Genomic DNA, 15,363 nt, shown 5'->3' on the forward strand with positions numbered 1-15,363 from the left:
CTCTTGACTGCCTCTTTACCGGCGGAGCCGTTCTTCCTCGCTCAGCCCCGCCGCCCGTGCGGTGCTCAGCCGATCAGGCTGCGCAGCACGTACTGCAGGATGCCGCCGTTGCGGTAGTAGTCCGCCTCGCCGGGGGTGTCGATGCGCACGACCGCGTCGAACTCCTTGCTGCTCCCGTCCGCGCCGACGGCCTTGACCTTGACGGTGGCCGGGGTGCGGCCCTCGTTGAGCTCGGTCACGCCGGTGAAGGAGAAGGTCTCCTCGCCGGTCAGACCGAGGGACTCGGCGTTCTGGCCCTCCGGGAACTGCAGCGGCAGGACGCCCATGCCGATCAGGTTGGAGCGGTGGATGCGCTCGTAGGACTCGGCGATGACGGCCTTCACGCCCAGCAGCGCGGTGCCCTTGGCGGCCCAGTCACGGGACGAGCCCGAGCCGTACTCCTTGCCGGCCAGGACGACCAGCGGGATGCCGGCGGCCTGGTAGTTCTGCGAGGCGTCGTAGATGAACGACACCGGCGCGTCGGCCTGGGTGAAGTCGCGGGTGTAGCCGCCCTCGGTGCCCGGCGCGATCTGGTTGCGCAGGCGGATGTTGGCGAAGGTGCCGCGGATCATCACCTCGTGGTTGCCGCGGCGCGAGCCGTACGAGTTGAAGTCGCGCTTCTCCACACCGTTGGCGGTCAGGTACTGCGCCGCCGGGGTGCCCGGCTTGATGTTGCCGGCCGGGGAGATGTGGTCGGTGGTGACCGAGTCGCCCAGCTTGGCCAGGACGCGGGCGCCGGCGATGTCGGTCACCGGGCTCGGGGTCTTGGCCATGCCCTCGAAGTACGGGGGCTTGCGGACGTAGGTGGACTCGGCGTCCCACTCGAAGGTGTTGCCGGTCGGGACCGGGAGCGACTGCCAGCGGTGGTCACCGGCGAAGACGTCCTGGTAGCCCTTGTCGAACATGGCCTCGTCGATGGAGCCGGCGACGGTGTCGGCGACCTCCCGCTCCGACGGCCAGATGTCGGCGAGGAAGACGTCGTTGCCGTCGGCGTCCTGGCCCAGCGCGTCGCGGGTGATGTCGACGTTCATGTTGCCCGCGAGGGCGTAGGCGACCACCAGCGGCGGGGAGGCCAGGTAGTTCATCTTGACGTCGGGGTTGATCCGGCCCTCGAAGTTGCGGTTGCCGGAGAGCACCGAGACGACGGCCAGGTCGGACTCGTTGACCGCGGCCGAGACCTCCTCGGGCAGCGGGCCCGAGTTGCCGATGCAGGTGACGCAGCCGTAGCCGACCAGGTTGAAGCCCAGCTTCTCCATGTAGGGGAGCAGGCCGGCCTTCTCGTAGTAGTCCATGACGACCTTGGACCCGGGGGCCAGGGTGGTCTTGACCCACGGCTTGACCGTCAGGCCACGCTCCACGGCCTTCTTCGCCAGCAGGGCGGCGCCCAGCATGACGGAGGGGTTGGAGGTGTTGGTGCAGGAGGTGATCGAGGCGATCACGACCGCGCCGTTGTCGATCTCGTAGGTCGAACCGTCGGGGGCGGTCACCGCGGTCGGCTTCGAGGCCTCGGCCGAGTAGGTCGGCAGCGCCTCGGCGAACTTGTCGGCGGCCTCGGCCAGGATCACGCGGTCCTGCGGGCGCTTCGGGCCGGAGATCGACGGGACGACGGTGGAGACGTCCAGCTCCAGGTACTCGGAGTAGACCGGCTCGACCGACGGGTCGTGCCAGAGGCCCTGCTCCTTGGCGTACGCCTCGACCAGGGCGAGCTGCTGCTCGCTGCGGCCGGTGAGCTTGAGGTAGTTGATGGTCTCGGCGTCGATCGGGAAGATCGCGCAGGTCGAGCCGAACTCCGGCGACATGTTGCCGATGGTGGCGCGGTTGGCCAGCGGGATCGCGGTGACGCCCTCGCCGTAGAACTCGACGAACTTGCCGACCACACCGTGCTTGCGCAGCATCTCGGTGATGGTGAGCACCAGGTCGGTGGCGGTGGTGCCGGCCGGCAGCTGGCCGTTGAGCTTGAAGCCGACCACGCGCGGGATCAGCATGGAGACCGGCTGGCCGAGCATCGCGGCCTCGGCCTCGATGCCGCCGACGCCCCAGCCCAGCACGCCCAGGCCGTTGACCATGGTGGTGTGCGAGTCGGTGCCGACGCAGGTGTCGGGGTAGGCCTGGCCGCCCCGGACCATGACGGTGCGGGCCAGGTGCTCGATGTTCACCTGGTGGACGATGCCGGTGCCGGGCGGGACGACCTTGAACTCGTCGAACGCGGTCTGGCCCCAGCGCAGGAACTGGTAGCGCTCCTTGTTGCGGCCGTACTCGATCTCGACGTTCTGGACGAAGGCGTCCGGGGTGCCGAACTTGTCGGCGATGACGGAGTGGTCGATGACCAGCTCGGCCGGGGCCAGCGGGTTGATCTTGGCCGGGTCGCCGCCCAGCTCCTTGACGGCCTCACGCATGGTGGCGAGGTCGACCACGCACGGCACGCCGGTGAAGTCCTGCATGATCACTCGGGCCGGAGTGAACTGGATCTCCTGGCTCGGCTGGGCGTCGGCGTCCCAGTTGCCGAGCGCGCGGATGTGGTCGGCGGTGATGTTCGCGCCGTCCTCCGTGCGGAGCAGGTTCTCCAGCAGCACCTTGAGGCTGTAGGGCAGCCGCTCGGAACCCTCGACGGCGGAGAGCTTGAAGATCTCGTACGACTCGTCGCCCACCTGCAGCGAGCTGCGGGCGTCGAAGCTGTTCGCGGACACGACTGACTCCTTCTAGGTGCTTCGTGCGGTATCCGGCCGCCACGGTGGTAAGGTCAGCCTTACTTAGGCTGACCTTGCCCGCACCGCCGGTGAGCGCCTCTCGGCAAGTATCTTGATGTCGAGATATAGAGTAATGGGCAGTTATCTCGATGTCGAGATAAACCATAGTGCATGGCGGCGCGTCCGCCACGTCGGCACCACCTCCACGCTGCCCGCGCCCGGCACATCTCTTCCGAACCCCTCGTGACGAGGCCCCCAAGGCCGGGTGTCCAGCGGTGTTCGCGGGGCGGGGACCGGGGCTCAGGCGAGGCGGCGGCGGCGCGGGACCGGGGTGGGGACCGGGCGCAGGCGGGGCGGCCGAGCCGGTGCGGGCGGCCCGGGGAGACCGGGCGCGTGCCGGGGGTGTCCGTTCGGTGGCGACCGCCGTTGAGCACGGCGTCCGCCGTACCGCTCGCCCGCTCCCCGGAAGGCCCGCCGATGCCCAGTCCGATCGCCGCCGCCCTGCTCCCGCTCGCCCTGCTGGCGCCCGCCGCCACCGCCGCGACCGCTCCCCCCGCCCGGGCCGCCCAGACCGCCCAGGCCGCGCCGGCGTCGCCGCTCTCCGAGGGGTCCGGCGGCGCCGGGACCTCCGGTGAAGCCGCTGACGCCGACGGCACCGGGGCCCGGGTGGTCTCGGTGGTCGAGGCGGACTTCGACCCGGCGTCCGCCTTCGTCCCGCCGACCGCGATCAGCCACGCCGCCGACCTGGTGCCGTACGGCTCGCACGTTCGCGTGGTGGTGGACCGCTCGGTGCCGGGGCAGACCCTGCTGACCATGACGGTGTCCGGGCTCGCTCCGGACCACGAGTTCCCGGCGCACCTGCACACCGGTTCCTGCGGGGCCGACCCGGCCGCCTCCGGCCCGCACTACCAGCACGTGGTGGACCCGGTGCAGCCGTCCACCGACCCCGCCTACGCCAACGACCGCAACGAGCTGCGGCTGACGCTGCGCACCGACGGCCGGGGCGCCGGCTCGGCGGCCGGCTCGGTGGCCTGGCACCCCCGGCCGGGCGAGGCGCGCTCGCTGGTCCTGCACGCGGGCACCCCGGCCGGACCGCACGCCGCGGGCGACCGGGCCGCCTGCGTCAAGCTGAAGCTCTGACCGCCGCCAGGGGCCGTCCGGCGATCCCTATGACCCGAGGGTGGCGACCAGGACGGCCTTGATGGTGTGCAGGCGGTTCTCCGCCTGGTCGAAGACGATGGAGTGGTCCGACTCGAACAGCTCGTCGGTGCACTCCAGCTCGGCCATCCCGGTCAGCTCGTGCAGCTGCCGCGCGACCACCGTGCCCAGGTCGTGGAAGGCGGGCAGGCAGTGCAGGAACTTCACGGCCGGGTTGCCGGTGGCCCGGACGGTGTCCATCGACACCTGGTAGGGCCTGAGCAGCTCGATCCGCTCGGCCCAGACCTCCTTGGGCTCGCCCATCGAGACCCAGACGTCGGTGTAGAGGAAGTCGGCGCCGGCCACCCCGGCGGCGACGTCCTCGGTGAGGGTGATCCGGGCGCCGGTCGACTCGGCGAGCACCTCGGCCGCCTTGCGGACGTCCGCGGCGGGCCAGAGCGCCCGGGGCGCGACGATCCGGACGTCCATGCCGAGCAGCGCGCCGGTGACCAGCAGCGAGTTGCCCATGTTGGAGCGGGCGTCGCCGAGGTAGGCGAGGGTCACCTCGGGCAGCGGCTTGGCGGTGTGCTCCTGGATGGTCAGCACGTCGGCGAGCAGCTGGGTGGGGTGCCACTCGTCGGTCAGGCCGTTCCAGACCGGGACGCCCGCGTGGGCGGCCAGCTCCTCGACGACCTCCTGGCCGTGGCCCCGGTACTCGATGCCGTCGAACATCCGGCCGAGCACCCGCGCGGTGTCCTTGATCGACTCCTTGTGGCCGATCTGCGAGCCGGACGGGTCCAGGTACGTGGTGGTGGCGCCCTGGTCGTGGGCGGCGACCTCGAAGGCGCAGCGCGTCCGGGTGGAGGTCTTCTCGAAGATCAGCGCGATGTTCTTGCCCCGCAGTCGGGGCTGCTCGGTGCCCGCGTACTTCGCCGCCTTGAGCTGAGCGGCGAGGTCCACCAGGAAACGGAACTCCTGGGGAGTGAAGTCGAGCTCCTTGAGGAAGTGCCTGTTCCGGAGGTTGAAGGCCATGCCGGGCTCCTGGGGTGACGTGGACGAACGGCGAAGCGGCAATTGTATACGACGGTTGGAATTTGTATGCAAAGCCTTCGCGGCAGTCCGGCCGGCCGGGCTTCGACACCCCCGGCCGCTCGGGCGAACCGGGCGAACCGGGGCGCGGCCGGGCCCGCCGAGACGGGCGACGGTACCGGGCGCCGGGCGGGCCGGGCCCCGCGGGGTGCCCGCGGGGCCCGGCCCGCCCCGGTGACGCGGCTCCTGGACGGACCCGCCGACGGGTGGACCGGGCGCGGCGGGCGGCGCAGGCCGGCCACCGCGGTCCCGCCCCTACAGCCGGGGGTCGACCGGCTCGGACTCCAGCGCGAGGACGGCGAACACCGGCTCGTGCACCCGCCAGAGCGGCTCGCCCGCCGCCAGCCGGTCGAGCGCCTCCAGGCCCAGCGCGTACTCGCGCAGCGCCAGCGAGCGCTTGTGCCCGAGGAAGCGCTGCCGCAGCTGGTCCAGGTACTCGGTGTAGTCCGGCCCGTAGATGATCCGCAGGTACTCGCGGCCGCGGACCTTGACCCCGGGCTGGACCAGCCCGCCCGGGCGGCCCTCCCCGGCCCTGCCCCGGGCCGGCGAGACCAGCGGCTTGACCACCATGCCCTCGCCGCCCGCCCCGGTGAGCTCCTCCCACCAGGCGACGGCCGCGGCGACGGACGCCTCGTCACCGGTGTCCACCAGCAGCCGGGCCGTCCGGTGCAGGACCGGGGCGTCCGGCTCGGCCGCGCGGTCGGCGTCGACCAGGCCGTCGATCCAGGCGAGGTGCTCGTCGTGCGGGCGCACCGCGAGGTTCGCCCCCTCGGCGGCCAGCACCTGGAACGGCGCCAGCCGGATGCCGGACAGGCCCTCGGTCGGCCAGCAGTACCGCCGGTACGCCTCGGTGAACGCCCGCGCGTCGGCGGCGCGCTGCCGCTGGCGGGCCGTCAGCGCGGAGAGGTCGAGCCCGCGGCCGGCCGCCTGGTCCAGCGCGGTGAGCACCTGCGGCAGCGCCGCGCGCGCCGCCGCGCCGACCGCCGCGTACTGGCGGCGCAGCAGCTCGGTGGCCTTGAGGGACCACGGCATCAGCTCGGTGTCCAGCAGCAGCCAGCCGGTGCCCAGCCGGTCGAAGAGCCCGGAGCTCTCGGCCGCGGCCCGCAGCCGGCCCAGGACGGCGGCGGTCAGGCCGTCGTCGCCGAGGAACGCCCTGCCGGTCCGGGTCCAGATCGCCCCCGGACCGGCCAGCCCGAACCGCTTCTCCAGCGCCGTGTCGTCCCGGGCCACCAGCACGACCGCGCGGGAGCCCATGTGCTTCTCCTCGCAGATCACCTGCCGGACGCCGTCCTCGCGGTAGGCGAGGAAGGCCTCCTCCGGGTGTTCGAGGTAGCCGGGGCGGCGCGAGGTCGCGCTCGGGGCCATGGTCGGCGGCAGGTAGGCGAGCAGCCGGGGGTCGATCGCGAAGCGGCTCATCACCTCCAGCGCGGCCGCCGCGTTCTCCTCCCGGACGGCGATCCGGCCGTGCAGCGCGGTCTCGACCACCCGGCGGCCGGCCACGTCCGCGAGGTCCAGCGGACGGCCCTCGCGCGAGCCGGGCGCGTCCGTGATCATCGGCCGGACCGGCGCGTACCACTCCTGCTCCGCCTCGACGCTCACCAGCTCGCGCTCCGGGTAGCGCAGCGCGGTCAGGCTGCCGCCGAAGACGCAGCCGGTGTCCAGGCAGATGGTGTTGTTGAGGAAGCTCGCCACCGGCACCGGCGTGTGGCCGTAGACCACCAGGGCCCTGCCCCGGTACTCCTCCGCCCACGGGTAGCGCACCGGCAGGCCGTACTCGTCGGTCTCGCCGGTGGTGTCCCCGTAGAGCGCGTGCGAGCGCACCCGGCCGGAGGCCCGGCCGTGGTACTTCTCCGGCAGGCCGGCGTGGCAGACCACCAGGGCGCCGCCGTCCAGCAGGTAGTGGCTGACCAGGCCGCGCATGAACGCCCGGACCTCGGCGCGGAACTCCTCCGACTCCCCCGCCAGCTGGTCCAGCGACTCCTGGAGGCCGTGCGAGACGGTGACCTTCTTGCCGTCCATGGCCCGGCCGAGCTTGTTCTCGTGATTGCCCGGGACGCAGACCGCGTGCCCGGCCGCGACCATGCCCATCACCAGGCGCAGCACGCCCGGCGTGTCCGGGCCGCGGTCGACGAGGTCGCCGACGAAGACGGCGGTGCGGCCCTCGGGGTGGACGGCGTCCACCGCGCGGCCGGCGTCGTCCCGTGCGAGGGCGTAGCCGAGGCGGATGAGCAGCGTCTCCAGCTCGGAGCGGCAGCCGTGGATGTCCCCGACGATGTCGAACGGACCGGTGAGGTGGCGCAGGTCGTTGAAGCGCTTCTCGGGCACGATCTCGGCGGCCTCGACCTCGGCCTCGCCGCGCAGGACGTGCACCTTGCGGAAGCCCTCGCGCTCCAGGCCCCGCACCGAACGGCGCAGTTCGCGGTGCTGGCGCGGGACCACGTGCGCGGGCAGCTGGCGGTCCGGGCGGGAGCGGTTGCGCTCGGCGCAGACGCCCGGGGGGACGTCCAGCACGATCGCGATCGGCAGCACGTCGTGGTCGCGGGCGATCCGGATCAGCTGCTTGCGGGCCTCCGACTGGACGTTGGTGGCGTCGACGACGGTCAGCCGGCCGGCCGCGAGGCGCTTGCCGACGATGTAGTGCAGCACGTCGAAGGCCTCGGCGGAGGCGGACTGGTCGTTCTCGTCGTCGGCCACCAGGCCGCGGCAGAAGTCGGAGGAGATCACCTGGGTGGGCAGGAAGTGCTTGCGGGCGAAGCTGGACTTGCCCGCGCCGCTGGTGCCGATCAGGACGACGAGGGAGACGTCGGTGACCGGGAGGCGGCGCGCCCCGGGGGTGCGGGTGCCGGGGGTGCCGGGGGTCTCCGCGGTGGTGGGCGTGGGCCCGGTGGGGCTCGGGGACTGTGCGTCGTCGTCGGTCGTCATCGGGGCTCGCCCCCTTCGGGCGTCGTGCGGGCGGGTGCGGTGGTGCCGGCGGCGACGGTGCCGCCACCGGCGGCCTCCGGGTCGGTGGAGACGGTGGAGCCGGCCGTGGGGACCGTGGGCTCGGCCGGGGTGCCGACGCGGAACAGCGCGAGCTGGGTCGGCGGCCCCACCTCGGGGTCCTCCGGCCCGACCGGGCGGATCACGACGGTGTAGCCGTACGTCCGCGCCACCCGCTCGGCCCAGGCACGGAACTGCGCGCGGTCCCACTCGAAGCGGTGGTCGGCGTGCCGGACGTGGCCGGCCGGCAGACTCTCCCAGCGGACGTTGTACTCGGCGTTCGGCGTGGTGACGACGACCGCCGACGGGCGGGCCGCCCCGAGCACCGCGTACTCCAGGGCGGGCAGCCGGGGCACGTCCAGGTGCTCGATCACCTCGCAGAGCACGGCCGCGTCGAAGCCCTTCAGCCGCGCGTCCGTGTACGTCAGCGCGCCTTGGACCAGCTTGACCCGGGCCGCCTGACGCTCCGGCATCCGCTCCAGCCGCAGCTTGCGGGCCGCTGCTGCCAGCGCCCGGGCGGACACGTCGACCCCGAGCACCTCGGTGATCCGGGCGTCCTTGAGCAGGGCGCCGATCAGCTCGCCCTGCCCGCAGCCGAGGTCGGCCACCCGGGCCGCCCCGACCTCGCGCAGGGCGGCCAGGATCGCCGTCCGGCGCTGCTCGGCGAGCGGGGGCTGCTTCGGCGCGGCCCCCGGCGCCGTCTCCTCGGTGGGACCGGCGGGCTCGGCCGGCTCGGCGCCTGCGGGGTGCGCGGCGCCGGGCTCGGAGCCGTCGGTGTCGTCCACCGCGTTGTCGATCTCCTCGACCTCGCGGTCGTCGGCCTCGGCGAGCCGGGCCAGCTCCAGGCGTTCCATCGCGGTCCGGGTGAGCGACCAGCGCCGGGAGAGGTACCGACGGGCGATCAGGGCCCGCTCCGGGTGGTCGGCCAGCCAGCCCTCGCCGGCGGCGAGCAGCTTGTCGACCTCGTCCGGGGCGACCCAGTAGTGCTTGGCACCGTCGAGCACCGGCAGCAGGACGTAGAGCTGCTGGAGCGCGTCCGCGAGGCGGACGGCCGCGCAGGACAGCTCGACCCGCACGTAGCGCGACTCGCCCCACTCGGGGAACTCCTCGTCCAGCGGGATCGCCACCGCCTCGACCTGCCAGCCCAGCGGCTCGAAGAGCCGGGCCACCATGGCCGGGCCGCCGCCCTCGCCCGAACCGTTGGCGGGCACGGCGGGCAGCGCGATCCGCAGCGGGCGGGGACGCTCGGCCAGCCCGGGGCGGGCCTCGCAGACACCCTTCATCGCCGAACGGAACACCGTCCGCAGGGCCACCGCGAGCAGCGAGGACACGGCGTAGGGGCGGTCGTTGACGTACTGCGCGAGCGCGAAGTCCGGCGAGCCGCCCCGCCCCTTGCCCCGGCCGCGGCGGACCAGTGCGATCGGGTCGATGTCGAGCAGCAGCGCGGCCGTGCAGAGCTCGTCGCCCGCCTCCGGGTAGAAGACGTGGGCCTCGCCGTGCGACGTCCCGAACCGCTGGACCTTGCCGGGGTGTTTGTGCAGCAGGAAGCCGAGGTCGGTGGCCGGGCTCTCGGCAGTACCGGTGGTGGAGATCGACATGAACACCGGCCCGAGTATTGCCCAGCTCCTGCCCGCCGAGCACCGGGTTTTGCGCGCCGGGCACCGGGTTCCGCGCGCCCGGGCGTGGCGTGGTCTCCCGGGGAGGCCCCGCGACAGCCCGCCGGGGACCTCGCGCACGGCGCGTCCGGGGCCTTCCGCGACGGCTCCGGACCCGGTCGCGCCGCGGCCCGGAGCGGCCTGCGGCCCCGTCCGCACGGTGAGCGTGTTCGGCACCGACGGCCCGCATTCGTTAACGTGCACGATGTGACTGCTGAATCCACCTCCCTCGCAAGCGGCGCCGTCGCCGCCGGTCTGGCCACCATCGCCGCCGACGGCACCGTCCTCGACACCTGGTACCCCGCCCCCGCCCTGGCCGCCGAGCCCGGCCCGGCCGGCACCGTCCGCCTGACCGCCGAGCAGGCCGAGACCGAGCTGGGCGCCGGCGCCGCCGAGGCGCTGCGCGCCGACGCGCGCCGCGGCGTCGAGGTGGTCGCCATGCGCACCACGATCGCCTCGCTCGACGAGAAGCCGATCGACGCGCACGACGCCTACCTGCGCCTGCACCTGCTGAGCCACCGTCTGGTGAAGCCGCACGGCCAGAGCCTGGACGGCCTGTTCGGGCTGCTCGCCAACGTGGCCTGGACCAGCATCGGCCCGGTGCAGGTGGACAAGGTCGAGCAGGCCCGGCTGGCGGTCCGCGCCCAGGGCGGCCAGCTCGCCGTGTACGGGATCGACAAGTTCCCGCGGATGACCGACTACGTCGCCCCCTCCGGGGTGCGGATCGCGCACGCGGACCGTGTCCGGCTCGGCGCGCACCTGGCCGCCGGCACCACCGTGATGCACGAGGGCTTCGTCAACTTCAACGCCGGCACCCTGGGCACCTCCATGGTCGAGGGCCGGATCAGCGCGGGCGTCGTGGTCGGCGACCACAGCGACATCGGCGGCGGCTCCTCGATCATGGGCACCCTGTCGGGCGGCGGCAAGCAGGTCGTCTCGGTCGGCGAGCGCTGCCTGCTCGGCGCCAACGCCGGTATCGGCATCTCGCTGGGCAACGACTGCGTGGTCGAGGCCGGTCTGTACGTCACCGCCGGCACCCGGGTGACCACCCCGGACGGCAAGGTGGCGAAGGCGGTGGAGCTGTCCGGCCAGGACAACCTCCTCTTCCGTCGCAACTCGCAGACCGGTGCGGTCGAGGTCATCGCCCGCGCCGGCTCCTGGGGCGGTCTGAACGCCGAGCTGCACGCGCACAACTGATCGCCTCCTTCGAGGTCTCGGGCCCCGGCGCCGCTTCTGCGGCGCCGGGGCTTCGGCTTTCCGGGGCGGTTGCCCGGGGTGGCGTCTGCCCGTCTTCGGGGGCCCACCCCCACCCCTCCCACCGCTCCCCTCCCGAGGCACTCGTCGTCCGGGCCGGTGACAGCCCGGACGACGAGCCGGACGGTCGCCGGGTCCAGGCACGGGCACGGCCGTGCCGACACCGGCCGCACTGGCCCCACTCGGCCCAGCCGCCTGCCCGCCTGCCCGCCTGCCCGGTGCCTAGCCGAGGCGGCTCACCGGCGGCAACCCGGGCTCACCCGGGAGGCTTACCATCGACGGGAGTTGGACCGCATCGGGTGGTGCCCGGTGACCCGGCCGCGCGGAGATTCGTTGGTTGCTGCGGCGGGGCGTCGGAACCGTCGGCGAGGCGGCGGGCCACCCCGCGCCACCGGCCGGCCCGCCGCCGCCCGCCTGACGCCGCACCACCGATCCGAAGAGGTCCCCTCATGTCCGAACCCTGGTCCGAGGCACCTGCCGCGCCACAGTCCCCGAGCGACCCGTCCGGGTCGGCCGCCGCACGGCCGACCGGCGCCGCCACCCCGAAGAGCCTGCTGGAGCAGATGCAGGAGCTGCTCGCCTCGGTCACCGCGGACCTCGCCGACCTGCAGTCGTCGGGCGCCCGGCGCACCTCCCCGAGCGGCTACCCCACCGGCACGGACACCTCCGGCGCACCGGCCGGGCCCGGCACGCGGTAGTCCGGCCGCGGAGCCTCCTGTCCCGGCTCGCCGTCACCCGGCGGGCCGAGCCGGAGCACCAGTAACGGCGACCCCTGTCCGGCCGCCGGGACCGGGACCGGCGGTGGATCGACCTCGTCGCCCGTCGTCTCCCGATCGCCCTCGGCCCGTCGGACGGCCTCCCGCAGCCGGCCCACCACCTCCTTGCAGTCGGCTCCGGCGTCGACCCCGTCGATGCACGTCCAGTAGAGGCTCTCGGTGTCGGCCCCGCAGGCCAGCACCACCAGCGTCTCGCCGACCTCCTGGAGCAGCCCGAGCAGCCCCTCCAGGGCCGGGCCGATCTCACCGAGCCCGGTCAGCCGCCCGGCGCGGCCGCCGATGCCCAGGCCCAGCAGGGCGGACGAGTCGCCCGCGGACTGGTCCAGGCAGCCGGCCGCGTGCGCACCCGCCTCGGCCAGCTGCTGGCCGAGGCCCGCCAGCCCGAGGTCGTCCGGTCCGGGATCCTCCAGCTCCGCCAGCCGGGCACCCACCGCCTCGGTGAGCAGCGCGGCCTGCCGCGCCTCCAGCAGCACGTCGGACACGTTCCTGGCCTCCGCCAGGGCGTGCCGGGCCGTCTTGATCAGTCGCAGCGCCTCCATCGGCCGCCACCCCTTCCACCCGTTCTCGCCGTGCCCGCCCGGTCGTACGGCCCGTAGGACCCGTACGACCGGTGGACACCTGGTCACGGCGAAAGCGTGCGCCGGCGAAGGGACCGGCGCAGCCACCTGCCCGGAACCTGTGGACAACCCCGGGGCTGTGGACAACTCTTGTCCCTCCCAGGGGTTGTTCGCCCACGCCCGGTTGACGCCGACCGCAGCACGAGGCGCGGCCGGGGCCCGGCCGACGGTTCCCGCCCACAGCCGGAACCCGACGGTCCCGCCCACGACCCGCCCACGAGCCGGCCACGGCCCGGCCACGGCCCGGCCCCGTCGGTCCGCCCCCGGCCCGGACCGCCCCTCAGTGCGCGGACCCCGCCCCCGGTCCCGGCCCGGCCCCCGGCGCCGGGAAGCGCAGCTCATTGCGCTCGATCTTGGCCGCCAGGGCGGTCAGCGGGTCCACGCCCACCACCGTGCAGAACTGCAGCAGGTACGCGAGGACGTCGGCGACCTCGTCCCGCACCCGGTGCGCCGCGTCCGGCTCGGACATCACCGAGGCGGCCTGCTCGGGGGTGAGCCACTGGAAGATCTCCAGCAGCTCGCCGGCCTCCACGGTCAGCGCCGCGGCCAGGTTCTTCGGCGTGTGGAAGGGCTCCCAGCTGCGCGCCGCGGCGAACTCCGTCAGCCGCTGTCGCAGGCCCTCCAGGGTGGGGCCGGCGGGTTCCGTCTCTCGATCGCTCACCCGTCCAGGTCTACCGCATCCCGGGCCGCGGCCGCCCGCCGCGGTGGCCCGACCGCCCCCGGCGCTCCCGGAGCCGGCCCCGCCGCCTCCCCGCGCGCGGCCTGGGCCGGTACCCGCGCGGTCTCCGTGCGCAGCACGGTGTGCCCGGAGCCGGGGTCGCGCCGGCACTCCACCAGGGCGACGCCGGGCGGCAGTTCGCCCGGCCCGCCGAACGCCTCCCGCACCGCGGCCGGTTCCTGGAGCGCGGCCAGCACCCGCAGCTGGTTGCGGCCGGCCATCTCCCGGGCGAGCCGCAGCAACGAGGCCGCCTGCTCGGTGCCGAGCCCCGCCCCGAGGTCCTCGGCGAGCACGGTGAGCTGCCGGTGCGCCCAGGGCACCTCGGTGGCCACGTCGAGGTCGAGCACCCCGGCGCCGGTGAGCAGCACAGCGGCGAACGCGAGGTGGCGCAGCATGCCGTCGGAGGCCTGGTCGGCGCCGGTGCGGCCGAGGACGCCCTCGTCGAAGACGGCGAGGACCCGTTCGTCGGCGCCGGCGCCGCGGTGGGCGAGGTCGATCCCGAGCAGCGGGTGCGGGGCGGCGGACTGGACGACGCGCAGCAGCTGGCCGTACCGGCGGGCGCATTCGTTGCTGAGCCGGGCGATCACGGCGGAGATGTTGGCGGCGCTGCCGAGCAGGCGGGCCTGCGGGTCGGGGCGGGCCCAGTCGCGCATCAGCCCGGGCACGGGGTGGACGGGGAAGACCTCGCGCAGGGCGGTGAGCACCTGTTCGGTGGCGGCCAGCACCGTCCGTTCGCCGGGCGAGGACCCGGCGACCCGCAGCGGGATCTGGGCGGTGATCAGGGTGGTGTTCGGGAAGGGGGCGTGGATGTCGCCCTGCCGGGTGTCGTTGTGCCAGCCGACGTTGACGCGGCGGCGGAGGAGGTCCTGCTCACCGGTCTCGACGAGGGTCCGGCCGTCGAGGGTGAGCTGCTCGCGGGCGATCCGGACCGGGCCGTCGGTGCGGATGACCAGCTCCAGCCGGATCTGCCCCTGGTCCGAGCGGACGGTGCAGCCCAGGATGACGGCGTCGCGGCCGTGCGGGACGCAGCCGTCGAGGCCGCCGCGGATGGCCGTGCCGAGGGGGCCGCCGCGGCCGGGCAGGCCGTCGAGGGAGTCGCCGATCTCCTCGCCGAGGGCGAGCCGGGAGAGGACGGCGAGGGCGTCGAGGGCGTTGGACTTGCCGACGCCGGCGGGCCCGTACAGCACGGTGAGGGGCGCGAGCGGCAGGACCGCGCGCCGGTAGGACTTGAACGAGGTGAGCCGGATCTCCTCGACGGTGGGGCGCTGCACGGGCGGCGGGCCTGGGTCCGGGGTCCGCTGATGGGGGTGGGCCGGCGCTGCGGGCCGGGTGGCGTCGCGGTTCACCCGTCGGACGTTAGCCCTCGCTCGGATGGCAGAAACGTGCCTGCCCGGCAGATTCATCCCAATGAGGCACCTTCATCCCAACGAGGCGGCCGCAGCCCGACCAGGGGCTATGCCGTGTACCGACCCGGGACTACGGCCCCCACACCGCCGAGCACCCCCGGCTCCCCCGGCTCCCCGCCCCACCCGCTCAGCGCCGGTAGGCGGCGACCGTCACGGAGGCGGTGACCTCGACCGGGTCCGGCAGGTCGGCGAGCCGGGCGGCCAGCCGCTCCCGGTCGGTGTGCCAGGCGCTCGGCCCCATGCCGACGACCGTGCGGACGTCGGCGGCGGACAGCCGCAGCCCGAACTCGACCTCCTGGCGCCCGGCCGGTGTCAGATGGGGGCCGAGCTTCTCGTCGATCCGGCGCTGCTTCTCCTCGTCGACCGAGAGCAGCCCGAGCGCGCCGACGAGTTCGCGCAGGTGGCGCGGCGTCGGCGAGACCAGCAGCAGGGTGGCGCCGGGGCGCAGCACACGACGGATCTCGGGGCCGTTGCGCGGCGCGAAGACATTGAGGACGAGCCCGGCGGCGCCGTCCAGCAGCGGCAGCGGCCGCCAGGCGTCGCAGACCACGGCGCCGATCCGGGGGTGGGCCCTGGCGGCCCGGCGCAGCGCGTACTTGGAGATGTCGAGGGCGGCGCCGGGCCGGTCGGGCAGGGCGTCCAGGACGTGGGCGAGGTAGTGGCCGGTGCCGGCGCCGAGGTCGGCGACCAGGCCGTCCGGCGCGACGGCGGCGGCGGCTTCGGCGAGTGCGTCGGCGATCGGGCGGTAGTGGCCGGCGGCGAGGAAGTCGCTGCGGGCGGCGACCATGTCGGCGGTGTCACCGGTGCCGGTGTGCGCGTCACCGGCGAGCAGGCTGACGTAGCCCTGCTTGGCGACGTCGAAACTGTGCCCGGTCGGGCAGCGCAGCGCGCGTCCGTCCGGGGTGAGGGCCTGCGCGCAGTGCGGGCAGGCCAGGTAGGGCTGGATGTCCTGCAGCAACGTCCGTCTTCTCTCGCCGTCCGGTCGTGCGGTCCGGCCGGAGGGCTC

11 protein-coding genes are annotated in these 15,363 nt (G+C 74.3%); 3 read left to right on the forward strand and 8 right to left on the reverse strand.

Translation table 11 applies throughout. The features are described from left to right. Positions 1-65: 65 nt before the first annotated feature. Positions 66-2,726 carry an aconitate hydratase AcnA gene (gene acnA / locus OG618_RS13500; RefSeq protein ID WP_329487652.1) on the reverse strand — a complete coding sequence of 887 codons (2,661 nt, stop codon included), beginning with the start codon at positions 2,724-2,726 and terminating at the stop codon, positions 66-68. A gap of 477 nt (positions 2,727-3,203) precedes the next feature. On the opposite strand from acnA, the gene OG618_RS13505 reads away from it, so the two are divergent. Further along, positions 3,204-3,866 carry a superoxide dismutase family protein gene (locus OG618_RS13505; RefSeq protein ID WP_329487653.1) on the forward strand — a complete coding sequence of 221 codons (663 nt, stop codon included), beginning with the start codon at positions 3,204-3,206 and terminating at the stop codon, positions 3,864-3,866. A 27-nt stretch (positions 3,867-3,893) separates the two neighbouring features. Here the strand turns inward: OG618_RS13505 and argF are convergent, their stop codons facing one another. From argF to OG618_RS13520, 3 genes are all read right to left on the reverse strand, one after another. Then, on the reverse strand, positions 3,894-4,895 hold the full coding sequence (argF, locus tag OG618_RS13510; protein ID WP_329487654.1) for an ornithine carbamoyltransferase: 1,002 nt from the start codon (positions 4,893-4,895) through the stop codon (positions 3,894-3,896). 312 nt (positions 4,896-5,207) lie between these two features. Further along, the gene (locus tag OG618_RS13515; protein WP_329487655.1) at positions 5,208-7,874 is read right to left on the reverse strand and encodes a polynucleotide kinase-phosphatase; all 2,667 of its coding nucleotides are present in this window, start codon (positions 7,872-7,874) and stop codon (positions 5,208-5,210) included. Further along, complete coding sequence (locus tag OG618_RS13520; RefSeq protein WP_329487656.1) at positions 7,871-9,535, reverse strand: 3' terminal RNA ribose 2'-O-methyltransferase Hen1; 1,665 nt, start codon at positions 9,533-9,535, stop codon at positions 7,871-7,873. The genes OG618_RS13515 and OG618_RS13520 overlap by 4 nt, the downstream gene beginning before the upstream one ends. Before the next feature lie 258 nt (positions 9,536-9,793). On the opposite strand from OG618_RS13520, the gene dapD reads away from it, so the two are divergent. After that, entirely contained in the window at positions 9,794-10,783 is a 990-nt protein-coding gene (gene dapD, locus OG618_RS13525) for a 2,3,4,5-tetrahydropyridine-2,6-dicarboxylate N-succinyltransferase (protein WP_442906791.1), read from the forward strand. Positions 10,784-11,289: 506 nt separating this feature from the next. Next, a complete protein-coding gene (locus tag OG618_RS13530) occupies positions 11,290-11,538 on the forward strand; it encodes a hypothetical protein (RefSeq protein ID WP_329487658.1) in 249 nt (82 codons plus the stop codon). Here the strand turns inward: OG618_RS13530 and OG618_RS13535 are convergent. From OG618_RS13535 to OG618_RS13550, 4 genes are all read right to left on the reverse strand, one after another. Next, positions 11,484-12,155 (reverse strand): DUF6099 family protein, encoded by a 672-nt coding sequence (locus OG618_RS13535; protein ID WP_329487659.1) that lies wholly within the window; start codon positions 12,153-12,155, stop codon positions 11,484-11,486. The two genes, OG618_RS13530 and OG618_RS13535, sit on opposite strands and share 55 nt — an antisense overlap. A gap of 358 nt (positions 12,156-12,513) precedes the next feature. Continuing rightward, positions 12,514-12,894, reverse strand: coding sequence for a nucleotide pyrophosphohydrolase (locus OG618_RS13540; RefSeq protein WP_329487660.1), 381 nt, complete (start codon positions 12,892-12,894; stop codon positions 12,514-12,516). Further along, the gene (locus tag OG618_RS13545; protein ID WP_329487661.1) at positions 12,891-14,222 is read right to left on the reverse strand and encodes an AAA family ATPase; all 1,332 of its coding nucleotides are present in this window, start codon (positions 14,220-14,222) and stop codon (positions 12,891-12,893) included. Before OG618_RS13545 ends, OG618_RS13540 begins: the two co-directional genes overlap by 4 nt. A 262-nt stretch (positions 14,223-14,484) precedes the next feature. Continuing rightward, positions 14,485-15,315 (reverse strand): putative RNA methyltransferase, encoded by an 831-nt coding sequence (locus tag OG618_RS13550; RefSeq protein WP_329487662.1) that lies wholly within the window; start codon positions 15,313-15,315, stop codon positions 14,485-14,487. Positions 15,316-15,363 lie beyond the last annotated feature (48 nt).

Origin of the sequence: Kitasatospora sp. NBC_01246, from assembly GCF_036226505.1 — a bacterium.
Taxonomy (GTDB): Bacteria; Actinomycetota; Actinomycetes; order Streptomycetales; family Streptomycetaceae; genus Kitasatospora.